The sequence below is a fragment of the Citrobacter sp. Cpo040 genome (assembly GCF_030332915.1).
Classification (GTDB): domain Bacteria; phylum Pseudomonadota; class Gammaproteobacteria; order Enterobacterales; family Enterobacteriaceae; genus Citrobacter; species Citrobacter portucalensis.
The window spans coordinates 1-23,760 of record NZ_JAOWGX010000028.1 but is presented as its reverse complement, the minus strand read 5'-3'; the positions used below and the strand labels follow the sequence as shown (position 1 = coordinate 23,760).

Below are 23,760 nucleotides of genomic sequence, written 5' to 3'. Positions count from 1 at the left end.
CAAGTCAGCGTATCCACTATAAATTCCGAGAAACTGCAAGTTATGAGGCGGATCGCATTTTTGTACTGATATTACAAAAGTCCAGCAAATGGCCTTTTTATCCACTGTTTGCGTCGCGTCAGATTGCCTATTGTTTTCCGCAACAAGTTTATGGATATGGGCTTTAGGCAGCCCGGGAGCGACTTATGAAAGAGTTGGTACAAATCCTGAAAAATACTCGTCAGCACCTGATGACCGGTGTTTCGCATATGATCCCCTTCGTAGTAGCGGGCGGTATTTTGCTGGCTGTCTCCGTCATGCTGTATGGCAAAGGCGCGGTACCGGATGCTGCGACCGATCCTAATCTTAAAAAGCTGTTTGATATTGGCGTCGCCGGGTTGACTTTGATGGTGCCATTTCTTGCTGCTTATATCGGCTATTCCATCGCTGAACGTTCTGCTCTGGCCCCTTGTGCGATTGGCGCATGGGTGGGAAACAGCTTCGGTGCAGGTTTCTTTGGCGCATTAATTGCTGGGATTATTGGCGGTATCGTTGTCCATTATCTGAAGAAGATCCCCGTACATAAGGTGTTGCGTTCGGTAATGCCTATCTTCGTTATTCCCATCGTCGGCACTTTTATCACCGCAGGCATCATGATGTGGGGGCTGGGGGAGCCTGTTGGCGCGTTAACCACTAGCCTGACCGAGTGGCTGCAGGGTATGCAGCAGGGCAGCATTGTGCTGCTGGCGGTAATTATGGGACTGATGTTGGCCTTCGATATGGGAGGGCCAATTAACAAAGTTGCCTACGCCTTCATGCTGATTTGTGTGGCGCAGGGGGTTTATACCGTCGTGGCAATCGCCGCAGTAGGGATCTGCGTACCGCCGCTGGGTTTAGGTTTAGCGACGCTGATTGGTCGTAAGAATTTCTCTTCTGAAGAACGCGAAGCCGGTAAAGCTGCGTTGGTAATGGGCTGCGTTGGCGTAACGGAAGGCGCGATTCCGTTTGCTGCAGCCGATCCGCTGCGTGTCATTCCATCGATTATGGTGGGTTCCGCCTGTGGCACGGTAACCGCCGCCCTGTTTGGTGCGCAGTGTTATGCCGGCTGGGGCGGACTGATTGTTCTGCCTGTAGTGGAAGGAAAACTGGGTTATATCGCGGCGGTTGCCGTTGGTGCTGTAGTGACCGCCGTGTGCGTTAACGTACTGAAAAGTCTGGCGCGGAAAAAAGTGTCTCAGGTCGATCAGAAAGAAGATGACCTGGATTTAGATTTTGAAATGAATTAAGTGAGGAATGAGTCATGACCAAGATTATCGCAGTAACCGCATGTCCTTCTGGCGTTGCCCACACCTATATGGCAGCCGAAGCGCTGGAAAGCGCCGCTAAAGCTAAAGGTTGGCAAGTAAAGGTTGAGACTCAGGGTTCGATCGGTCTGGAAAACGAACTGACCGCGGCGGATGTGGCGGAAGCCGACATGGTCATTCTGACCAAGGATATTGGTATCAAGTTTGAAGAGCGCTTTGCGGGCAAAACTATCGTTCGCGTCAACATCAGCGATGCAGTGAAACGTGCCGACGCCATCATGAACAAGATTGGCGCGCATCTGGCGCAAACCGCTTAACCGTTTGTTTGCCGGATGGCGGCTTCGCCTTATCCGGCCTACAGATGCGTAGGCCTGATAAGCGTAGCGCCATCAGGCAACTATTCCCGCAGGAGTTCCTCATGACGAACCGTATCCAACGTTTAAAAACCGCTCTGTTTCAGAACAACCGTGAAATTTCGCTTGAGCGTGCGCTGTTATATACCGCCAGCCACCAGCAGACGGAGGGAGAGCCGGTTATTCTGCGTCGGGCGAAAGCCACCGCATATATTCTTGAGCACGTTGAGATTTCGATTCGTGATGAGGAACTGATTGCCGGAAACCGTACTGTTAAACCGCGTGCGGGCATTATGTCACCGGAAATGGATCCTTACTGGCTGCTTAAAGAGCTGGAGCAGTTTCCAACCCGTCCGCAGGACCGTTTTGACATCAGCGAAGAGGATAAACATCTCTATCGCGATGTGCTGTATCCGTACTGGGAAAAGCGGTCGATGAAAGATTTCATCAACGGTCAGATGACTGATGAGGTTAAAGCCGCCGTCAGTACCCAGATTTTTAGCATTAACCAGACTGACAAAGGTCAGGGACATATCATTATTGATTATCCACGCCTGTTGAATCATGGGCTTGGCGAACTGGTAGCGCAGATGCGAGCGCATTGTCTGCAGCAGCCGGAGAATCACTTTTATCAGGCTGCGCTGCTACTGCTTGAGGCTTCGCAAAAACATATTCTGCGTTACGCTATGTTGGCAGAGAAGATGGCGGAAAGCTGCCCGGATGCGCAGCGACGCCAGGAATTACTGACGATTGCTGAAAACTCTCGGCATAACGCCCAAAGCAAGCCGCAAACTTTCTGGCAGGCATGTCAGCTGTTCTGGTACATGAACATTATTTTGCAATATGAATCCAACGCCAGTTCTCTTTCACTCGGACGCTTCGACCAGTATATGCTGCCGTTTTATCAGGCTTCGCTGACGCAGGGGGAAGACCCAGCATTCTTACAAGAGATCCTCGAATCCCTATGGGTGAAATGTAATGACATCGTACTGCTGCGATCCACCAGCAGCGCGCGCTATTTCGCTGGCTTCCCAACAGGCTACACCGCGCTACTGGGGGGATTGACGGAGAATGGTCGTAGTGCGGTAAATGTATTGTCTTTCCTCTGTCTTGATGCGTATCAGAACGTACAGCTACCACAACCAAACCTCGGTGTGCGCACGAATGCATTGATCGATACACCGTTCCTGATGAAAACAGCACAGACCATTCGTCTTGGTACCGGCATCCCGCAAATCTTTAACGATGAAGTGGTGGTGCCCGCGTTTCTGAATCGCGGTGTTTCGCTGGAAGATGCGCGGGATTACGCGGTAGTAGGCTGTGTCGAGCTGTCTATTCCAGGCAGAACATACGGTTTGCACGATATCGCTATGTTTAATCTGCTGAAAGTGATGGAAATTTGTCTGCATGAGAACGAAGGCAACCGCACTCTGACGTACGACGATCTCCTGGCGCATATTCGTGCCAAAATCAGCCACTACATCACGTTGATGGTGGAGGGCAGTAATATCTGCGATATCGGTCACCGCGACTGGGCGCCGGTGCCGCTGCTCTCCTCGTTTATTAGCGACTGTCTGGATAAAGGGTGCGATATTACCGACGGCGGTGCGCGTTATAACTTCTCCGGCGTACAGGGGATCGGTATTGCAAACCTGAGCGATTCGCTGCATGCGCTCAATGGGCTGGTATTCGAACAACAGCGCTTATCTTTTGATGAACTTTTGTCGGTGCTAAAAGATAACTTTGCTACCCCGGAAGGCGAGAAAGTTCGCGCCAGGCTGATCAATCGCTTCGAAAAATACGGCAACGATATCGATGATGTAGATAACATTAGCGCCGAACTGCTACGTCATTACTGCAAAGAGGTAGAGAAATACCAGAATCCGCGCGGCGGGCAATTTACGCCGGGTTCGTATACCGTCTCTGCACACGTGCCGCTGGGTTCGGTCGTTGGGGCAACACCGGATGGCCGCTTAGCCGGGGAGCAACTGGCAGATGGGGGGCTGTCGCCGATGCTGGGACAGGATATGCAAGGACCGACGGCGGTATTGAAGTCGGTCAGCAAGCTGGATAACACACTGCTTTCCAATGGGACGTTGCTGAACGTGAAGTTTACGCCAGCCACACTGGAAGGTGAGGCCGGTTTACGCAAGCTGGCGGATTTTCTGCGGGCATTTACCCAGCTCAAACTCCAGCATATCCAGTTTAACGTGGTGAATGCCGACACATTGCGCGAAGCGCAGCAGCGCCCGCAGGATTTCACCGGGCTGGTGGTGCGCGTGGCAGGTTACAGCGCCTTCTTTGTCGAGTTGTCGAAGGAGATCCAGGATGACATTATTCGCCGCACCGCGCATCAACTGTGAGGTAATTGACCCACGAGGCGAGGAAGTCGCGCGTATATTCAACATTCAGCGTTACTCACTGAATGATGGGCAGGGTATTCGTACGGTCGTCTTTTTTAAAGGCTGTCCGCATACCTGCCCTTGGTGTGCTAACCCGGAATCACTCTCGCCACGTATTGAAACGGTACGGCGGGAGAGTAAATGTCTGCACTGTACACCCTGTCTGCGTGATGCCGACGAGTGTCCCTCTGGGGCATTTGAACGTATTGGTCGTGATATCACGTTGGACGATCTGGAACGTGAAGTGATGAAAGATGATATTTTCTTTCGCTCTTCTGGTGGGGGGGTAACGCTTTCCGGCGGTGAAGTGCTGATGCAAGCGCCCTTTGCCACACGGTTCCTGCAACGTCTGCGTCGCTGGGATGTGCGCTGTGCAATTGAAACGGCTGGCGATGTGCCGGCCGGTCGCTTGTTATCGCTGGCAAAAGAGTGTGATGAGGTGTTGTTCGACCTCAAAATAATGGATGGAGATCTGGCTCGTGAGGTCATCAACATGAACCTACCGCGTGTACTGGCGAATTTACGGCTATTGGTGGAGGAAGGGGTTAATGTCATACCTCGCCTGCCGCTGATTCCGGGCTTTACGATGACTTCAGATAACACGCGTCATGTGTTGACGATGTTGTCATCACTAGGCATAAAACAGGTACACCTGCTACCGTTTCATCAATATGGCGAGCCCAAATACAGCCTGCTCGGTTTGCCCTGGTTGATGAAAGAAGTGCCCGTACCGACGGCGCAAGAGGTGGATATTATACGTAAGATGGCAGAATGCGCCGGATTTCAGGTAACAGTAGGAGGATAGTATGACCATCGCACCTGTACGATATCTGGTTGCTGTCACCGCGTGCGTAAGCGGCGTGGCCCATACCTATATGGCAGCTGAGCGGCTGGAGAAACTCTGCCAGCAGGAAAAATGGAGCATCAAGATCGAAACTCAAGGGGCATTGGGAACCGAAAATCGCCTGATGGAAGAGGATATTAACCGCGCTGATGTGGTGTTGCTCATTACTGATATTGAACTGGCAGGAGCAGAGCGTTTTACGCAGAGCCGATACGTTCAGTCGGGCATTAGTGCATTTCTGCGTGAGCCGCAGCGGGTGATGAGCACCGTACGAAAGCTGCTTTCAGCGCCACAGCACACACATCTTACTCTGGATTAGCTTCTTTCTCCGTCAATTGGCTGTGGTACTGCCGACGGTATTCTGATGGTGAACGTTCGGTATTTTTGCGAAACAGGCGGCAGAAGTAGTTGCTGTCAACAAACCCACAAATGTGCGCCACCTCTTTAATCTTCAATTCGTAACCCTTCAACAGCGTTTTTGCGTGTTCCAGTCGCGTGTGGTTCAGGTATTCGTTAAAACCGATAGCGCCCGTTTTTTGAAAAAGATGGGAAAGATAATTGGGTGAGATGTAGAACGCCTGCGCGACGGATTCTCGGGTGAGCGGTGAAGCGTAGCGTTCGTCAATATAGTTGCGAATGGCTTCGAAAAGCGCCTGGCTGCGTGATGCGGTTTGGATCTGGCTGCCGAGCAGATCGCGGCAGTGGCTCAGTAAGCTTGCAACGATTAGCCTGGCGGTTTGCTGCTCCTGCGGCTGCATCTGCATTTCATTGAGCGTTTGCAGCAGGAATGAGCCAACACGCGGTCCACGCCGCGCAACGTGCTGGCGGGTAAGGTTTTGATATTGCTTACCGTCCCACTGAACGATGCTAAAACCCAGTTGCTGTTTGCCAAATAAGATACTGAGCGTGGTCACCGGTGTGAGCCACTGTGGAAAGTTCCAGCCACCAGCCGGAACGAACAAGGCATCGCAAGGCTGTAACGTCGCGGATGTGCCAGCAACACCGTTATCGGTGAATTCACCTTCCAGCACAATCTCCAGTCGGGGAAAATCGACCTGATACGCCAGTTCCGGCGTTGAGCTACTGGTGCTGGCAAAGTAAATCTGCCGCAGCGGTGTGGGGCCGTTGATCAGGCGAGAGAGCAGGTGGCTGATGTCGTGATACATGTTAATCCCTTGCAGGCAGCAGACAGGGAAACAGTAACGTTGAAAACAATCGCCCTCAAGTGATTATTGCCGGATGGCGGCTAATGCCTTATCCGGCCTACAAGTCTTTGCGAGCTGTAGGCCGGATAAGCGTAGCGCATCCGGCAGACTGTTACTGATTACCGATTTGATCGCCGTAAGGCAGGGTATCGTAATCAATCAGGGCATTCTTTTTGTACGGGTTGCCAATCCAGCGGGTCGTCTCTTTGAACTGCGGGCTGGTAATGGCACGAGTTGGATCGAAACCATCATAGGTGAAGCCCGCTAAATCAGACCAGGTGTGGATAAGCTCTGAGCTGCTGTATTTACGATTCACATCCTGTGAGAAGTCACGTGGGTGTGCGGCCTGCCATTTTTCCGAGGTCCACAGCAGGAACGGCACCGTATACATATGGCGCGTTGGGTTGTCTTCATTACGACCCTGCGTTTTATGCGGCGGCGTATCGTATACCTCTTCCCCATGATCGGAAAAGTACAGCAGGAAGCCGTTCGGATCAGTCGCTTTATAGTCTTTGATCAGACTGGCAATGATATGGTCATTGTAGACATTCGCGCTGTCGTAATCGTTGTAAGCTTCCAGCTCATCGTTACTCAGGCCAGCGGGCACATTGTCGATATTATTGTCGAACTTACCCTGACCATCCGGGTAACGGAATTTGTACTTAATATGCGTACCCAGCAGGTGAACGATGATGAACTTTTTCGGTGCAGGGTCAGCCAGTACTTCTTTAAATGGCGCCAGCACGTTGCTGTCATATTCGCGCGCACTTTGGGTACGCTGCTGGTTCATATAGAACTGTTTATCCGTCTGCTTAGAGAACACCGTCAGCATGGTGTTGCGGGCGGTCATCGTCTGCTGATTGGTGATCCAGAAGGCTTTATAACCTGCCTGTTTCATCATGTTCATCAGGGACGGCTGAGTCAGATACAGTTCTGGGTTCTTCTCGTTGGCAAAGGTCAGCGCCTGCTGCAGGATTTCAATGGTGTACGGACGTGAGGTCACGACATTATTGAACACGGTGAAGTTAGGATCGGATTTATGCAGCGCATCCAGTTCAGGCGTTGTTTCGCGTGGGTAACCGTACAGGCTCATGCGGCCACGTTGCGTTGACTCGCCAATCACCAGTACCAGCGTACGCGGCGCATCACCGGAGTTGTCTTTAAAGTTGGCCAGCGGCGGCAGGGCATTGTTCTCATTCAGCAGGCTATTCAGCGCGGTCAACTGCTGACGATACTGATAATACCCGGAGATGAACTGCCACGGTGCGGCAGGCTCCATGCGTGAAGCGAGGCCATCCAACGTTTTTTCAAACGGCTTATGTTTGATAAATGTGTTCACTGTCATCGGGTGCAGAATCAATCCGTATAACAGTGCAAACGACACCAGATAGCGCCAGGGTGATGGAATATGCACAGGACGCAGACGTGTCCATAGCAGAATTGCCACAGCTGTATAGGCCAGCGCAATTAAGACAATCTTCAGGCTGAAATATTGGCTCAGATATTCGCTGGCTTCGTTCGCATTGGTTTCAAACATTACGTACAGAACGCTTTGCGAGAACTCTTGCCCGTAGATGACGTAATAGCTCAGCGCAGCCAGCGAGGCCGCCCATAACACCACGCCAATGACGGCAGCAATAATGCGGATACGGTTTGGAAATAAGAATACCGGAATCAACCACAGCGAACTAAACAGCAAGGAGTCGCGTAAACCGGTAGATCCGCTGTAGCCACTAAAATAGATAACGGCCTGCAGTAATGAGGAAAAAAACCAAAAATAGAGGAGCGCCCAACCCAGGGCTTTCCAGCTAAAGGCGGGTTTAGACTGGAGTTGTAAGGATTGCATAATGTGAGCCTGTCTTTAATCGTAGCGCCAAGAGTAGCGACCAAATATTAAGAGGAACTTAAGCGTCGTGATGTAAAAAAACGCGTTTTGTTGATGATTCATTCATTAAGAGAATGAATTAAGGCGGGAATATATTGAAAATGAAACCGTTATAACAGCGATTTTTGATGTCGCCTTCGTACAATAGCACGAAGGCGACGGGAGGCGACGTTAGCCTGTATTACGCATGCCGGCTGCGACACCAGCGATGGTCACCATCAATGCTTGTTCCACGCGTGGGTCCGGTGCATTGCCCTGTTCTTCTGCCTGTCGTGAGCGGTGTAACAGCTCTGCCTGTAAGACATTCAGTGGGTCAGTATAAACATTCCTTAACTGAATGGACTCGGCAATCCACGGCAGGTCGGCCATCAAATGTGAGTCGTTGGCAATCGCCAGTACGACATCGATATCTGCTGCCAGGCGTTGGCGTAGCTCTTCACCCAGCGGCCACAGTTCTTTTTTGACCAGGCGCTGATCGTAGTACTCTGCCAACCACAGGTCTGCTTTCGCGAAAACCATTTCCAGCATGCCAAGGCGTGTGGAGAAGAATGGCCAGTCGCGGCACATGGCTTCAAGTTCGCTTTGCTTACCATCTTCAACCACTTTTTGCAGCGCGGTACCTGCACCCAGCCAGGCCGGGAGCATCAGGCGGTTCTGCGTCCAGGCGAAGATCCACGGAATGGCGCGCAGAGACTCTACCCCGCCGGTCGGACGGCGTTTTGCCGGACGTGAACCGAGCGGCAGTTTACCCAGTTCCTGCTCAGGTGTTGCCGAGCGGAAATAAGGGACGAAGTCTTTGTTTTCACGCACATATCCACGATAGAGCTCGCAGGAAATATCGGAAAGCTCATCCATGATATGACGCCAGCTATCTTTCGGTTCTGGCGGTGGTAACAGGTTGGCCTCCAGAATTGCTCCGGTGTACAGCGACAGGCTGCTGATGGTCACTTCCGGCAGGCCGTATTTAAAGCGGATCATCTCCCCTTGTTCTGTCACGCGCAGCCCGCCTTTCAGGCTGCCCGGCGGTTGAGAGAGTAGCGCCGCATGTGCAGGCGCGCCGCCGCGACCAATGGAACCACCGCGACCGTGGAACAGCGTCAGTTCGATACCGGCTTTTTCGCAGGTTTTGATTAGCGCGTCCTGAGCCTGGTATTGCGCCCAGGAGGCCGCCATCACGCCCGCGTCTTTTGCAGAATCAGAGTAGCCAATCATGACCATCTGTTTGCCCTGAATAAAGCCGCGGTACCAGTCGATATTTAAAAGTTGAGACATGACGTCATCGGCATTGTTGAGGTCGTCCAGCGTTTCAAATAGCGGAGCGACCGGCATAGCAAAACCAATTCCGGCTTCTTTCAGCAGCAGATGCACGGCCAGCACATCCGACGGAGTTTTCGCCATCGAGATAACATAGGCGGCAATGGAGCCATATGGGGCTTCGGCAATGACCCGACAGGTGTCGAGCACTTCGCGGGTGTCGTTGCTCGGTTCCCAGTTACGCGGCAGGAGCGGACGCTTGGAATTCAGTTCGCGGATCAGGAAAGCCTGTTTATCCGCTTCCGACCAGTTTTCGTAGTCGCCAATGCCCAGATAACGGGTCAGTTCGCCCAGGGCTTCAGTATGACGGGTGCTTTCCTGGCGAATATCAATACGCACCAGCGGCACACCGAAACACTTCACGCGCCTAAGGGTGTCGAGCAATTCGCCATTGGCGATAATGCCCATGCCACAGGCCTGCAGAGACTGGTAGCACGCGTATAGCGGGTCCCAGAGCTGTTCGTTTTGGGTGAGAAGTCCCGCAGGTTTCGGCAATTTCTCGCCTTTCAGACGGGCTTCAAGCCAGGCCTGGGTTGCCATCAGACGAGAACGCAGGGTTTTCATCAGATAGCGATAAGGTTCAGCTGCACCTTCTTCGCCTACCAGCGCCATCAGCTCCGGCGTGGCATCCACCATCGACAGCTCAGAAATCAGAAACTGGATGTCTTTCAGGAACAGGTCTGTCGCTTTCCAGCGGCTGAGCAGCAGCACGTGACGGGTGATATCTGCCGTTACGTTCGGGTTACCATCACGGTCACCGCCCATCCAGGAAGTAAATCGAACCGGGACAAAATCAACCGGCAGCTTATAACCCAGATGCTCTTCCAGTTGTTCATTCAGCTCACGCAGGTAGTTCGGTACACCTTCCCACAGGCTGTTTTCAACTACCGCGAAACCCCATTTAGCTTCATCAACCGGGCTTGGGCGCAGCTTGCGGATCTCATCCGTATGCCAGGACTGGGCAATGAGCTGACGCAGACGGCGCATCAGTTGGTTGCGTTCATAATCGACGAGGTCTTTGTTATCAAGCTGCTTGAGGCAGGCGTTCACTTCACCCATTTTATGGATCAGCGTACGACGAGTGATCTCGGTCGGGTGGGCGGTGAGTACCAGCTCCAGAGAGAGTGATTCTACGGCTTTCTTGATGGTGGCGTCATTGAGGTTGGGCTGCTCTTTCAGTTTACGCAGAGTGCGAGCAATCACTTCTGGGTTGCTGGCTGCTTCGCCTTTTGGCGAAATGCTGTGGTATTGCTCGGCGGTGTTGGCCAGGTTCAGGAACTGGCTAAATGCGCGGGCAACCGGCAGCAGCTCGTCGTTAGACAGATTTTGCAGTGTGGTGAGCAATTCCTGGCGATTAACTTCATTGCCAGCGCGAGATGATTTGGACAGCTTACGAATTGTTTCTACGCGATCAAGAATGTTCTCTCCCAGCGCATCCTTGATGGTCTCTCCCAGCACTTTGCCGAGCATACTGACATTACTACGCAACGCGGAATATTGTTCGTTCATATTAACCCAGACACCCCATCTATTTTGAATATGTCCTGTATCTTTCACGCCTGACTATCACGCGAAATCTTGCGGACTTAACTTTTTAGCCGTCTTTTATAAAGCCACGTAAAACACGTGACGTCAATTGCTGCGAAATCGGTTCAGCAAACGAATAAATGCCGTGAATTTACGTTATTTAATTCACATCCAATCAAATAAGCGTTGCTTATGGGAATGTTAAAAAATCACCCCGCTTACCACTAAAGGATTAGCGGGGTGACAAGCAGTTAATGCCAGCAGAAATGATGCACAACCTGGGTGATTAATTCGCGAGTTGGCTTAATAAAGCGTGTTTCCAGATATTCATCCGGCTGATGCGCCTGATTAATAGAACCTGGACCCAATACCAGCGTCGGGCAAAGCGTCTGGATAAATGGCGCTTCGGTGCAGTAGTTCACCACTTCAGTCTGTGCGCCCAGCAGTTTCTCAACCACCTCTACCAGTTGATGGTCAGGTGGACACTCATAGCCTGGAATCGGTGGATGCAGTTCCGATATGGTCAGACGACCCGGCCAGCGTTCGCTGACAGGGGCCAGCGCTTCGTTAAGTAACCCATTGAGATCGTTTAGCGTCATACCCGGTAGCGGGCGAATATCCATATGCAGTTCGCAGCAGGCGCAGATTCGGTTGGCGGCGTCGCCGCCGTGGATGTGGCCCAAATTTAACGTTGGATACGGAACGGTAAAGGCATCATGGTGATAGCGCGCTTTCAGGTCATCGCGCAGATGCATGATGTGGCCGATGGCATCATGCATCAGTTCAATCGCATTAACGCCACGCGCCGGATCGCTTGAATGACCCGATTGTCCCAGAATGCGTATCGCATTAGAGATATGGCCTTTGTGTGCGCGAACCGGTTGCAGTGAAGTGGGTTCGCCAATAATCGCGCAGTCTGGGCGCAGAGCAGTGGTTTCAGAGAAGTAGCGAGCTCCCGCCATGCTGGTCTCTTCGTCAGCAGTGGCCAGAATGTAGAGGGGCTTTTTCAGCTTCGTGACGTCGACATCACGCAACGCGTCGAGGATAAAGGCGAAGAAGCCTTTCATGTCCGCCGTACCCAAACCATAGAGCTTATTGTCATGCTCGGTCAGGGTGAACGGATCGCGCGTCCAGCGTCCGTCGTCAAAGGGTACGGTATCGGTATGGCCCGCCAACAACAGACCACCAGAGCCCTGTCCAATGCTCGCCAGCATATTGAATTTATTCCGCGTATCGGGAACCGGCTGGACCTCCACATTGAAGCCTAAATCTTTAAACCAGCCTGCCAACAGAGTGATTAAACCTGCATTGCTTTGATCGAGCGCTTCTTCGGTAGCGCTAATCGATGGCGTGGCAATCAGAGCGCGGTAAATCTCGATAAATGGCGGTAAATTGTTTTTCATTGTTGACACACCTCGGGTCATGATAGTATCAATATTCATGCAGTATTTATGAATAAAAATACATTAACGTTGAGCGTAATAAAACCCACCAAGTGTAAGGTGAGGTGATAAAGGCTTATACCTGGCAACAGAATCTAAGAAGGTGAGCAGCCCCGATGTTGAATACGCTGATTGTGGGCGCCAGTGGCTATGCCGGCGCAGAGCTTGTGACCTATGTAAATCGCCATCCTGATATGACCATAACCGCTTTGACCGTCTCAGCGCAAAGCAATGATGCAGGAAAATTAATCTCCGATTTGCATCCGCAGTTGAAAGGCATTGTCGATTTACCGTTGCAGCCAATGTCAGATATCAGCGAGTTTAGCGCAGGGGTGGATGTTGTGTTCCTCGCAACGGCTCATGAGGTAAGTCATGACCTGGCTCCGCAGTTTTTGCAGGCCGGTTGCGTGGTGTTTGACCTCTCTGGTGCGTTTCGCGTAAATGACAGCGCGTTCTATGAAAAATATTATGGTTTTACCCATCAGCATCCCGACCTGCTGGAGCAGGCAGTTTACGGGCTGGCGGAATGGAAAGAAGACCAACTGAAAGAAGCGAATCTGATTGCTGTGCCGGGTTGTTACCCGACGGCGGCGCAGCTTTCGCTGAAACCACTGATTGACGCCGGGTTGTTGGATCTCGGCCAGTGGCCGGTAATTAATGCGACCAGCGGTGTGAGCGGCGCGGGCCGTAAAGCGGCTATCTCTAATAGTTTTTGCGAAGTAAGCCTGCAACCGTATGGCGTGTTTACCCATCGTCATCAGCCGGAAATCGCTACTCATCTGGGGGCTGAAGTGATTTTCACCCCGCATCTGGGCAACTTCCCGCGCGGAATTCTGGAAACTATCACTTGCCGCCTTAAAGCGGGTGTAACTCATGCTCAGGTAGCGCAGACGCTGCAACAGGCGTATGGCGATAAACCGCTGGTGCGTCTGTATGACAAAGGGGTTCCAGCGTTGAAGAATGTGGTTGGATTACCATTCTGCGATATCGGGTTTGCTGTGCAGGGTGAGCATCTGATCGTTGTGGCGACGGAAGACAACTTATTGAAAGGCGCGGCGGCACAGGCGATGCAGTGCGCAAATATTCGTTTTGGCTTTGCCCAAACGCAGTCTCTTATTTAAGGGTGCAACAATGAATCCATTAATTATCAAGCTGGGCGGCGTTTTACTGGATAGTGAAGAGGCGCTGGAGCGCTTGTTTACCGCACTGGTGAATTATCGTGAGTCGCACCAGCGTCCGCTGGTCATTGTGCACGGTGGCGGCTGCGTGGTCGACGAGCTGATGAAGCAGCTAAATCTGCCGGTGAAAAAGAAAAATGGTCTGCGCGTCACGCCTGCCGATCAAATTGACATTATTACCGGTGCCCTGGCGGGAACGGCGAATAAAACCTTGCTGGCCTGGGCGAAAAAGCATCACATCGCGTCTGTGGGTCTGTATCTTGGCGATGGCGACAGCGTAAAAGTGACGCCGCTCGATAAAGAACTGGGTCATGTTGGACTGGCGCAGCCGGGTTCGCCTAAGCTGATTAACACGCTGCTGGAAAGCGGTTTTCTGCCGGTAGTGAGCTCTATTGGTGTCACTGATGATGGTCTGCTGATGAACGTGAATGCCGATCAGGCTGCAACGGCGCTGGCGGCAACGCTGGGTGCGGATCTGATCCTGCTCTCTGATGTGAGCGGTATTCTGGATGGCAAAGGCCAGCGCATTGCCGAAATGACCGCAGCGAAAGCGGAACAGCTGATTGAACAGGGCATTATTACCGATGGCATGATCGTGAAGGTGAATGCGGCGCTGGATGCCGCGCGTACGCTGGGCCGTCCGGTGGATATCGCCTCCTGGCGTCATGCAGAGCAGCTTCCGGCGCTGTTTAACGGCACGCCAATTGGTACGCGTATTCTGGCTTAACTATTAATGTGCCGGATGGTGGCTTCGCCTTATCCGGCCTACGTGGGTTTTGTAGGCCCGGTAAGCGCAGCACCACCGGGCAAAAATATCATATTAAGGAAATTCGTTATGGCACTTTGGGGTGGGCGTTTTACACAGGCAGCAGATCAGCGGTTCAAACAGTTCAACGACTCGTTGCGTTTTGACTACCGCCTGGCAGAACAGGATATTGTTGGCTCTGTGGCCTGGTCCAAAGCGTTGGTAACGGTCGGTGTACTGACTGCCGATGAACAGCTGCAGTTGGAAGAGGCGCTGAATAACCTGCTGGAAGAGGTTCGCGCGAATCCTCAGCAGATTTTGCAAAGCGATGCCGAAGATATTCACAGTTGGGTGGAAGGTAAGCTGATTGATAAAGTCGGCCAGCTTGGTAAAAAACTGCATACCGGGCGTAGCCGTAATGACCAGGTCGCGACCGATCTCAAGCTGTGGTGCAAAGACACGGTTATCGAATTACTGTCGGCCAATCGTCAGTTGCAAACTGCGCTGGTGGTGACGGCGGAGAATAACCAGGACGCCGTCATGCCGGGTTACACCCACCTGCAACGTGCGCAGCCGGTGACGTTTGCTCACTGGTGTCTGGCCTATGTTGAAATGTTGGCGCGTGACGAGAGCCGTTTGCAGGATGCGCTCAAACGCCTGGACGTCAGTCCGTTAGGCTGCGGCGCGCTGGCGGGTACGGCGTATGAAATCGATCGAGAGCAGTTGGCGGGTTGGTTGGGCTTTGCCTCGGCAACGCGCAACAGCCTGGACAGCGTTTCTGACCGTGACCACGTGCTGGAGTTACTCTCCGATGCCTCTATCGGCATGGTACACCTGTCGCGTTTTGCTGAAGATCTGATTTTCTTTAACACCGGCGAAGCGGGCTTTGTTGAACTCTCCGACCGTGTGACTTCCGGTTCATCTCTGATGCCGCAGAAGAAAAACCCGGATGCGCTGGAGCTGATCCGTGGCAAATGCGGTCGCGTGCAGGGTGCGCTGACCGGCATGATGATGACGTTAAAAGGCCTTCCACTGGCATACAACAAAGATATGCAGGAAGACAAAGAAGGGCTGTTCGACGCGCTCGACACCTGGCTGGACTGCCTGCATATGGCCGCGCTGGTGCTGGATGGCATTCAGGTGAAACGTCCGCGTTGTCAGGAAGCGGCGCAGCAGGGTTATGCTAACGCCACTGAGCTGGCGGATTATCTGGTGGCGAAGGGCGTCCCGTTCCGCGAAGCGCACCATATTGTGGGGGAAACGGTGGTCGAGGCGATTCGTCAGGGCAAACCTCTGGAAGCGCTGTCGCTTGCCGACTTACAAAAGTTTAGCCAGGTGATTGGTGATGACGTTTACCCGATCCTCTCGTTGCAATCGTGTCTGGATAAACGTGCAGCGAAAGGTGGCGTGTCGCCGCAGCAGGTTGCGCAGGCGATCGACTACGCGAAGGCACGTCTGTAGGTCCGATAAGGCAAAGCCGCCATCCGGCACTGTGCGCCGTTCTGCCTGATGGCGCTACGCTTATCAGGCCTACCAAACCATAACCCGGCCGAGCTTTGCGACGCCGGGCTTTTTTATGCAAAAAAAATGCGGACGCAAGGTCCGCAAAAGTTCACGTTGGCTTTAGTTATTTCGAGTATGAGAGAAACTCTCAAAACGGACAGTAGCTTCAAGGGTTAAAGGGGTACCGTTCCGTTTCTGTGGTGCATTATTAAACAGAAAGCTTGATAGGGATAATCGTTCGTTGCTATGCTACCTATCGCTACGAACTATCGTGGCGATGGAGGATGAATAATGAATATTCGTGATCTTGAATACCTGGTGGCGCTAGCCGAACATCGTCACTTCCGACGAGCGGCAGACTCCTGTCACGTTAGCCAACCCACGCTGAGCGGGCAGATCCGCAAGCTGGAAGATGAGCTTGGCGTCATGTTGCTGGAGCGTACGAGTCGCAAGGTGCTGTTCACCCAGGCCGGTTTGCTGCTGGTGGATCAGGCGCGCACCGTGCTGCGCGAGGTCAAAGTGCTCAAGGAGATGGCAAGCCAACAAGGCGAGACAATGTCTGGCCCGCTGCATATTGGTTTGATCCCAACGGTGGGGCCATACCTGCTGCCGCATATTATTCCGATGTTGCACCAGACCTTCCCAAAACTGGAGATGTATCTCCATGAAGCGCAGACACATCAGCTGTTGGCGCAACTGGATAGCGGCAAGCTCGACTGCGTCATTCTGGCGCTGGTCAAAGAGAGTGAGGCGTTCATCGAAGTACCGTTATTTGATGAGCCTATGATGCTGGCGATCTATGAAGATCACCCATGGGCAAACCGTGACTGTGTACCGATGTCCGATCTGGCGGGTGAAAAACTGCTGATGCTGGAAGATGGCCACTGTCTGCGCGATCAGGCGATGGGTTTCTGCTTTGAAGCGGGTGCTGATGAAGATACCCATTTTCGGGCAACCAGTCTGGAAACGCTGCGTAACATGGTGGCGGCAGGCAGTGGTATTACCTTACTGCCTGCGCTGGCCGTTCCGCCGGAGCGTAAGCGTGATGGTGTCGTTTATCTGCCATGCATTAAACCCGAACCGCGTCGTACGATTGGTCTGGTGTACCGTCCTGGTTCGCCGCTGCGCAGCCGTTATGAACAGCTGGCAGAGGCCATCCGTGGATCAATGGATGGCCATTTCGACAGTGCGTTAAAACAGGCGGTTTAAGCCATTTAGCGCCGCTACCCGATAGGCTTCTGCCATGGTTGGGTAGTTAAAGGTGGTGTTAACGAAGTACTCGATAGTGTTACCACCACCTTTTTGCTCCATTATCGCTTGTCCGATGTGAATAATTTCGGCCGCGCGCTCCCCAAAGCAGTGGATCCCCAAAATCTCCTTGGTTTCGCGATGGAACAGGATCTTCAGCGTTCCGACACTCATACCCACGATTTGTGCACGTGCCAGATGCTTAAACTGGGCGCGGCCAACCTCGTATGGAACTTTCATTGCCGTGAGCTGCTGTTCTGTTTTACCAACGGAGCTGATTTCCGGAATGGTGTAAATCCCGGTTGGGATATCTTCGATCAGATGCGCGGTGGCTTCGCCTTTTACCAGTGCCTGGGCGGCAATGCGTCCCTGGTCGTAGGCCGCCGATGCCAGGCTCGGATAACCAATCACATCCCCTACGGCGTACACATGCGGCAGCGCCGTCTGGTACATGCTATTCACTTTGAGCTGCCCGCGGCTGTCGGTTTTCAGACCAATGTTTTCCAGCGCCAGCGAATCGGTATTACCGGTACGGCCATTGGCGTACAGCAGGCAGTCGGCCTTCAGTTTCTTACCTGACTTCAGGTGCATGATGACCCCGTCATCGCAACCTTCAATCTTCTCATACTCTTCGTTGTGGCGAATGACCACACCGCTGTTCCAGAAGTGGTAAGAGAGCGAGTCGGACATCTCCTGATCGAGGAATGCCAGCAGACGATCGCGGGTGTTGATTAAATCAACTTTGACGTCCATTCCACGGAAGATCGACGCATATTCACATCCAATGACCCCCGCGCCATAAATCAGCACATGACGGGGTTCGTGGTGCAGGCTCAGGATAGAGTCACTGTCGTAAACCCGGGGATGCGAAAAGTCGACATCAACAGGGCGATAAGGACGCGAACCGCAGGCAATAACAAACTTATCCGCAGTCAGCGTTTCCACCGTACCGTCGTGACATTCCAGGGCGATCGTGTGTTCATCAACAAAACGGGCATTTCCCTGCAAAATTTCGCAGTGGTTGCGCTCGTAAAATCCTTGCCGCATACGCGTTTGCTGATTAATAACGTTATCAGCGTGGTTGAGAATATCGGCGAAAGAAGAACGAAGGAGTCGGGAGTGGTCGCTGTACAGTGGGTTCTGATTGAATTCAATAATGCGGCTGACGGCGTGGCGGAGAGCTTTCGACGGGATGGTGCCCCAGTGGGTACAACCTCCGCCGACATTATGATAGCGCTCAATCACCGCGACGCGCGCTCCTTGCTTAACCAGACCCATTGCCGCGCCTTCGCCGCCGGGACCGGAACCTATTACTATTGCATCGTAATCGTAAGAATGTGACATGGTCAGGCTTACCTGTTCTTATACATAAAAGCAACAGAATAGTAACATCGTTGTTGAGATAACCCAATTATCGTTGTGCTTTTTTGCGAAGTCGAAGCACAAACTGCGCGTAAACAATCATTCACAAAGCCATGCCAACCGCCTAATCTCTGGTATAGTGCCAGCAAGGTATGTGGAAGGATTCAGACATCGTGATGGGCGTTAGAGCGCAACAAAAAGAGAAAACCCGGCGTTCGCTGGTAGAAGCCGCATTTAGTCAACTCAGCGCTGAGCGTAGTTTTGCCAGCCTCAGTTTACGCGAAGTCGCTCGTGAAGCGGGCATTGCGCCAACCTCGTTTTATCGCCATTTCCGCGATGTGGATGAACTCGGCCTGACGATGGTGGACGAGAGCGGTCTGATGCTGCGTCAGTTGATGCGCCAGGCGCGCCAGCGTATCGCGAAGGGCGGGAGTGTGATCCGCACCTCGGTCTCAACATTTATGGAGTTCATCGGCAACAATCCCAACGCCTTCCGTTTATTATTGCGCGAGCGTTCGGGGACATCCGCAGCGTTTCGTGCAGCGGTCGCTCGTGAAATTCAGCACTTCATTGCGGAACTTGCGGACTATCTGGAACTCGAAAACCATATGCCTCGTGCGTTTACTGAAGCGCAAGCCGAAGCCATGGTAACCATTGTGTTCAGCGCCGGGGCAGAAGCACTGGATGTTGGCGCTGAGCAGCGCCGACAGCTGGAAGAGCGGCTGGTATTGCAACTACGCATGATCGCGAAAGGCGCATTTTATTGGTACCGCCGTGAACAAGAGAAGATGACGCACCACTCCGAGTAACGAGAAGGACAAGCAATGAAACAGTCAGGTCAAGATAAAGGTACGCTGCTGCTGGCGCTGGTTGCTGGCTTATCGATCAATGGTACATTTGCGGCGCTGTTTAGCTCCATTGTGCCATTCTCAGTATTCCCGATCATTTCGCTGGTGCTGACGGTTTATTGTCTGCATCAACGCTATCAGAACCGCACCATGCCTGTGGGATTGCCGGGCCTGGCTGCCGCCTGCTTTATCCTCGGCGTTCTGTTGTACAGCACCGTAGTACGCGCTGAATATCCGGATATCGGCTCTAACTTCTTCCCGGCGGTACTGTCGGTGATTCTGGTGTTCTGGATCGGCTTTAAAGTGCGTAACCGTAAGCAGGAAATAGCAGAGTAACAGTTGTAACTGTAGGCCGGATAAGGCAAAGCCGCCATCCGGCAATCTGAAGCGGCCGGCCTACGTTCAGTTTTACTTCTTGGTTAACAGTACGCCGCATTCCATATGGTGCGTATACGGGAACTGATCGAATAGCGCCAGACGTGAAACATTGTGCGTCTGGCTTAACGTTTCCAGGTTTTTACACAGCGTCTCCGGATTGCAGGAGATGTACAGAATGCGCGGATACGCCTGCACCATTTTCTCCGTTTCGCTGTCCAGACCGCTGCGCGGTGGGTCAACGAAAATGGTTTCACACTGGTAACTCTTCAGATCGATTCCCTGCAAACGGTTGAACTCGCGAACGCCGTTCATCGCCTGAGTAAACTCTTCGGCCGCCATGCGGATTATTTGTACGTTTTCAATCTGGTTAGCCGCAATGTTGTACTGTGCAGCAGCAACGGACGGCTTGGCGATTTCCGTTGCCAGTACGCGGTTGAAGTTTTGTGCCAGGGCTAACGAGAAATTGCCATTGCCGCAATACAGCTCCAGCAGATCGCCTTTTGAGCCCCTGGTGACATCAATCGCCCACTCCAACATCTGAATATTCATGGCGGCGTTCGGCTGGGTGAAGCTGTTCTCAACCTGGCGATAGATAATCTCTTTACCCGCAACCGGCAGGCGTTCGTCAATGTAGTCCTGATCCAGCTCGATTTTGGTTTTGGTTGCCCGGCCAATCAGATGCACATTCAGGTTTTTCGCCCGTAGCGCATCCCGCAGCGTTTCAGCTTCCTGACGCCATTCATCATCCAGCTTTTTATGGTACAGCATCGAGACCACCGCCTGATCGCTCAGGGTTGTGAGGTAATCAATCTGAAACAGTTTGTGACGCAGGACGTGGTTGTTGCGAACGCCTTCGATCATTGCCGTCATCAGCGTGTTGATAAGCTCACTGGCCGCCGGGAAGCTGTCGACACGGATACGGTTTTTGGTCTGGCTGTCGAACATGATGTGGTACAGATCATCACCGTCATGCCACAAACGGAATTCCGCGCGCATACGGTAGTGGCTGACCGGTGAGCGAAACACTTCCGGAGCCTGTGCATAAAATGGCGTCATTAAGCTCTGCAGACGCACCACTTTTTCAGCTAACTGTGCGTCGTACTGTTCTGTCGGAAGGTGTTCGGGGGTCATGATGCGTCCTGAAAAATAAAAGTACGCGGGGATTGTAGGGATTGCTCATCAGATGTCCAGTCATTGATGATTTCCGATATTGTGATACGCAGTCTGGACAGTGGGTTGTAACAAACTGTAGCATCCGTTTTCCGGTCCTGTGAGTTAAAAGGGAATCCAGTGTGAATCTGGAGCTGACGCGCAGCGGTAAGGAAGGTAGGGGATGAGCGCACCTGGTGCAGACACTGCGGCATGCCGTGGGAAGTTATCGTCTCTTTAAGTTGCCTCCAAGCCCGAAGACCTGCCGGCTAACGTCGCATCTGGCTTTCATCATCGCGTACTATCGGTGGGACCTGCGGCATCCTTCTTATATTGTGGATGCTTTACAATGATTAAAAAATCGTTGCTGTGCACGGCACTTTCCGTCACGGCATTTTCTGGTTGGGCACAGGATACTAGCCCAGATACTCTCGTCGTTACTGCCAACCGTTTTCAGCAGCCTGTTAATACTGTCCTTGCCCCCACTGATGTGGTGACGCGTGAAGATATTCAGCGCTGGCAGTCAAAAGATCTCAATGATGTCATGCGCCGATTGCCGGGCGTAGATATTTCGCAAAGCGGCGGTATGGGGAAAAGCTCCTCGCTGTATGTTCGCGGTACTGAGTCCCGGCATGTGCTGGTATTGATTGATGGAGTGCCGATGGCGCGTGCGGGCATCGGTAATGCGATTGATATTGGTCAGATTCCGGTATCGTTGGTGCAACGTGTTGAATATATTCGCGGGCCGCGTTCAGCTGTGTACGGATCTGGTGCGATCGGTGGTGTGATGAACATCATTACGATGAGTAATGAAGAGAAATCACAGATCAACGCAGGTATGGGGACTGATGGTTATCAGACCTACGACGGCACGATAAATAAACGATTTGGTGACACGATGGTGACGGCGGCTGGCGCTTACCAGACGACCAAAGGTTTTAACATTCAACCTGACTCCCCTTACAGCGGCGACAGCGATCGCGATGGTTATCGCAACAAACTGTTCTGGGGCGGCTTGCAGCACAAGTTTAACGATAACTTCTCCGGTTTCTTCCGTGGTTACGGCTACACGGCGAATAGCGATTACGATCAGGGCTCTTATGGCTATGCTGGCGGTAATGACGAAGCTCAGAATTACACTCAGTCCTGGGATTCCGGCCTTCGTTACAGCTCAGGTATCTATTCCGCCCAACTGATTGCTAACTACCAGCATCTCAAAGATTACAACTATAGCAATCAACTCGGTCGTTATGCGGGGGATGCTACGCTGGATAATATGGAACAGCGCTATATTCAGTGGGGAAATAACGTTGAGGTTGGGCATGGAGCGATTAGCGGTGGTGTCGACTGGAAACAAGAAAAGCTGACTTCCAGTAGTACCACGAAATCGGACGCTTATAAACGTGATACGACCGGACTTTATCTAACTGGGCAACAACAAATTGATAGCGTCACGCTGGAAGCCTCAGGCCGTGAAGATCATGATGAACAATTCGGCTGGCATGGCACCTGGCAGACTGCTGCAGGCTGGGAGTTTGTTGATGGCTATCGTGCAACGCTCTCTTACGGCACAGGTTTCCTGGCTCCTTCACTTGGTCAGCAATACGGGGCTACGCGTTTTGCCTCTTCCTATGGGCCGGGTATTGCAGCCAACCCGAATTTGAAACCGGAAGAATCTAAACAGTGGGAAGCAGGGATTGATGGATTGACAGGGCCGCTTGATTGGCGTCTTTCGGCATATCATTATGAAATTCAAAACCTGATCGATTACAAGAATAACCAGTACGTCAACGTTAAGTCAGCCACGATTAAAGGGCTGGAATGGACTGGGAATGTTACGACTGGCCCGGTAGATCATCACCTGACGCTACAGTATGTTGACCCGCGGGATGATGATACGAATAAGGTACTCTATCGCCGAGCAAAACAGCAGGTTAAGTATGAGTTAACTGGGCAGGTTCAGGACTTGGGGTGGAACGTTGCTTATCAATATATAGGTGAACGTTACGATAATGATTACGACAATAATCGTGATGTTAAATTAGGCGGCGTCAGCTTGTGGGATATCGGAGTGTCATATCCAATCACCTCACAGCTGACAGTTCGTGGTAAAATCGCCAACCTGTTCGATAAAGATTACGAGACAGTTTATGGCTACGCAACTGCAGGACGGGAATACACCTTGTCTGGCAGCTACACCTTCTGATCCCCGTCCCACCGTGCTGGTGTTTGATTCCGGCGTCGGTGGGTTGTCGGTCTATGACGAGATCCGGCGCCTTCTGCCGGATCTCCACTATATCTACGCTTTCGACAACGTCGCCTTTCCTTATGGAGAGAAGAGCGAGGAGTTTATCGTCGAGCGTGTTGTTGAGATAGTGACTGCGGTCCAGCAGCGCTATCCCCTCTCTCTTGCGGTCATCGCGTGTAATACAGCAAGCACGGTGTCGCTCCCTGCGTTACGTGAGAAATTTGCTTTCCCGGTTGTGGGCGTGGTGCCTGCGATTAAACCGGCAGCGCGACTCACGGCGAACGGTGTTGTGGGGCTACTGGCTACACGTGCAACGGTGAAGCGCTCGTATACCCATGAGCTGATTGCGCGATTCGCTAACGAATGCCAAATTGCAATGTTGGGTTCTGCTGAGCTGGTGGAACTGGCGGAAGCGAAGCTGCACGGTGAAACAGTTTCTCTGGAAGAACTGCGGCGTATTCTGCGTCCATGGCTGCGGATGTCTGAACCACCTGACACAGTAGTGCTCGGTTGCACTCATTTCCCTCTATTACAGGAAGAGCTTTTACAGGTCCTGCCCGAGGGGACGAGACTGGTGGATTCTGGTGCCGCGATAGCGCGCCGCACGGCCTGGTTGTTAGAGCATGAAGCGCCAGATGCGAAATCAACCGATGAGAACGTCGCATTTTGTATGGCAATGACGACAGAAGCTGAACAATTATTGCCTGTGCTACAGCGCTATGGCTTTAAAACGCTCGAAAAACTGTCAGTTTAAGTGGTTTTGATGAAAAAATACGCACTCGGAAGATTATTTTAAATTTCCCCTTGTCAGCCTGAAATAACTCCCTATAATGCGCCTCCACTGAC

19 protein-coding genes and 1 riboswitch are annotated in these 23,760 nt (G+C 52.4%); of the genes, 13 read left to right on the top strand and 6 right to left on the bottom strand.

Annotation, left to right across the window (positions count from 1 at the left end; all coding sequences use genetic code 11):
* The first annotated feature begins 185 nt into the window (after positions 1-185).
* From OGX86_RS01240 to OGX86_RS01220, 5 genes are all read left to right on the top strand, one after another.
* Complete coding sequence (locus OGX86_RS01240; RefSeq protein ID WP_003825153.1) at positions 186-1,265, top strand: PTS fructose transporter subunit EIIC; 1,080 nt, start codon at positions 186-188, stop codon at positions 1,263-1,265.
* Positions 1,266-1,279: 14 nt separating this feature from the next.
* Positions 1,280-1,600, top strand: coding sequence for a PTS fructose-like transporter subunit IIB (locus OGX86_RS01235; RefSeq protein ID WP_003825151.1), 321 nt, complete (start codon positions 1,280-1,282; stop codon positions 1,598-1,600).
* 101 nt (positions 1,601-1,701) lie between these two features.
* Positions 1,702-3,999, top strand: coding sequence for a formate C-acetyltransferase (locus OGX86_RS01230; protein ID WP_137377415.1), 2,298 nt, complete (start codon positions 1,702-1,704; stop codon positions 3,997-3,999).
* Complete coding sequence (locus tag OGX86_RS01225; protein ID WP_286639071.1) at positions 3,965-4,843, top strand: [formate-C-acetyltransferase]-activating enzyme; 879 nt, start codon at positions 3,965-3,967, stop codon at positions 4,841-4,843. Before OGX86_RS01230 ends, OGX86_RS01225 begins: the two co-directional genes overlap by 35 nt.
* 1 nt (position 4,844) lies before the next feature.
* Complete coding sequence (locus OGX86_RS01220; protein WP_286639069.1) at positions 4,845-5,201, top strand: PTS fructose-like transporter subunit IIB; 357 nt, start codon at positions 4,845-4,847, stop codon at positions 5,199-5,201.
* Here the strand turns inward: OGX86_RS01220 and OGX86_RS01215 are convergent.
* The 4 genes from OGX86_RS01215 to argE form a co-directional block, all read right to left on the bottom strand.
* On the bottom strand, positions 5,188-6,048 hold the full coding sequence (locus tag OGX86_RS01215) for a helix-turn-helix transcriptional regulator (RefSeq protein ID WP_048227745.1): 861 nt from the start codon (positions 6,046-6,048) through the stop codon (positions 5,188-5,190). The two genes, OGX86_RS01220 and OGX86_RS01215, sit on opposite strands and share 14 nt — an antisense overlap.
* A gap of 151 nt (positions 6,049-6,199) precedes the next feature.
* Positions 6,200-7,933, bottom strand: coding sequence for a phosphoethanolamine transferase CptA (locus OGX86_RS01210; protein ID WP_286639066.1), 1,734 nt, complete (start codon positions 7,931-7,933; stop codon positions 6,200-6,202).
* Positions 7,934-8,143: 210 nt separating this feature from the next.
* Positions 8,144-10,795 (bottom strand): phosphoenolpyruvate carboxylase, encoded by a 2,652-nt coding sequence (ppc, locus tag OGX86_RS01205; RefSeq protein ID WP_048227747.1) that lies wholly within the window; start codon positions 10,793-10,795, stop codon positions 8,144-8,146.
* A gap of 269 nt (positions 10,796-11,064) precedes the next feature.
* Entirely contained in the window at positions 11,065-12,216 is a 1,152-nt protein-coding gene (gene argE / locus OGX86_RS01200; RefSeq protein ID WP_048215168.1) for an acetylornithine deacetylase, read from the bottom strand.
* Between the two features lie 155 nt (positions 12,217-12,371).
* Here argE and argC point away from each other — a divergent pair, with 155 nt between their 5' ends.
* From argC to oxyR, 4 genes are all read left to right on the top strand, one after another.
* Positions 12,372-13,376 (top strand): N-acetyl-gamma-glutamyl-phosphate reductase, encoded by a 1,005-nt coding sequence (gene argC, locus OGX86_RS01195; protein ID WP_048227748.1) that lies wholly within the window; start codon positions 12,372-12,374, stop codon positions 13,374-13,376.
* Positions 13,377-13,386: 10 nt separating this feature from the next.
* Positions 13,387-14,160, top strand: coding sequence for an acetylglutamate kinase (gene argB / locus OGX86_RS01190; RefSeq protein WP_003028854.1), 774 nt, complete (start codon positions 13,387-13,389; stop codon positions 14,158-14,160).
* A 108-nt stretch (positions 14,161-14,268) separates the two neighbouring features.
* Complete coding sequence (argH, locus tag OGX86_RS01185) at positions 14,269-15,639, top strand: argininosuccinate lyase (RefSeq protein ID WP_032945646.1); 1,371 nt, start codon at positions 14,269-14,271, stop codon at positions 15,637-15,639.
* A 333-nt stretch (positions 15,640-15,972) separates the two neighbouring features.
* Positions 15,973-16,890 carry a DNA-binding transcriptional regulator OxyR gene (oxyR, locus tag OGX86_RS01180; protein ID WP_008787060.1) on the top strand — a complete coding sequence of 306 codons (918 nt, stop codon included), beginning with the start codon at positions 15,973-15,975 and terminating at the stop codon, positions 16,888-16,890.
* Here the strand turns inward: oxyR and sthA are convergent.
* On the bottom strand, positions 16,873-18,273 hold the full coding sequence (gene sthA / locus OGX86_RS01175; protein ID WP_003028860.1) for a Si-specific NAD(P)(+) transhydrogenase: 1,401 nt from the start codon (positions 18,271-18,273) through the stop codon (positions 16,873-16,875). The genes oxyR and sthA overlap by 18 nt on opposite strands.
* Positions 18,274-18,464: 191 nt before the next feature.
* On the opposite strand from sthA, the gene fabR reads away from it, so the two are divergent.
* Together fabR and OGX86_RS01165 are read left to right on the top strand one after the other, a co-directional pair.
* Positions 18,465-19,100, top strand: coding sequence for an HTH-type transcriptional repressor FabR (gene fabR, locus OGX86_RS01170; protein WP_003028862.1), 636 nt, complete (start codon positions 18,465-18,467; stop codon positions 19,098-19,100).
* A gap of 15 nt (positions 19,101-19,115) precedes the next feature.
* Positions 19,116-19,475, top strand: coding sequence for a YijD family membrane protein (locus tag OGX86_RS01165; protein ID WP_003825114.1), 360 nt, complete (start codon positions 19,116-19,118; stop codon positions 19,473-19,475).
* Between the two features lie 72 nt (positions 19,476-19,547).
* Here OGX86_RS01165 and trmA read toward each other — a convergent pair whose 3' ends face one another.
* Positions 19,548-20,648, bottom strand: coding sequence for a tRNA (uridine(54)-C5)-methyltransferase TrmA (gene trmA, locus OGX86_RS01160; protein ID WP_100271667.1), 1,101 nt, complete (start codon positions 20,646-20,648; stop codon positions 19,548-19,550).
* 115 nt (positions 20,649-20,763) lie between these two features.
* Positions 20,764-20,950, top strand: a riboswitch (cobalamin riboswitch).
* Positions 20,951-21,015: 65 nt separating this feature from the next.
* Between trmA and btuB the strand changes: the two genes are divergently transcribed.
* Entirely contained in the window at positions 21,016-22,872 is a 1,857-nt protein-coding gene (btuB, locus tag OGX86_RS01155) for a TonB-dependent vitamin B12 receptor BtuB (RefSeq protein WP_032945649.1), read from the top strand.
* A complete protein-coding gene (gene murI, locus OGX86_RS01150; protein ID WP_003847829.1) occupies positions 22,817-23,668 on the top strand; it encodes a glutamate racemase in 852 nt (283 codons plus the stop codon). Before btuB ends, murI begins: the two co-directional genes overlap by 56 nt.
* The last annotated feature ends 92 nt before the right edge of the window (positions 23,669-23,760 follow it).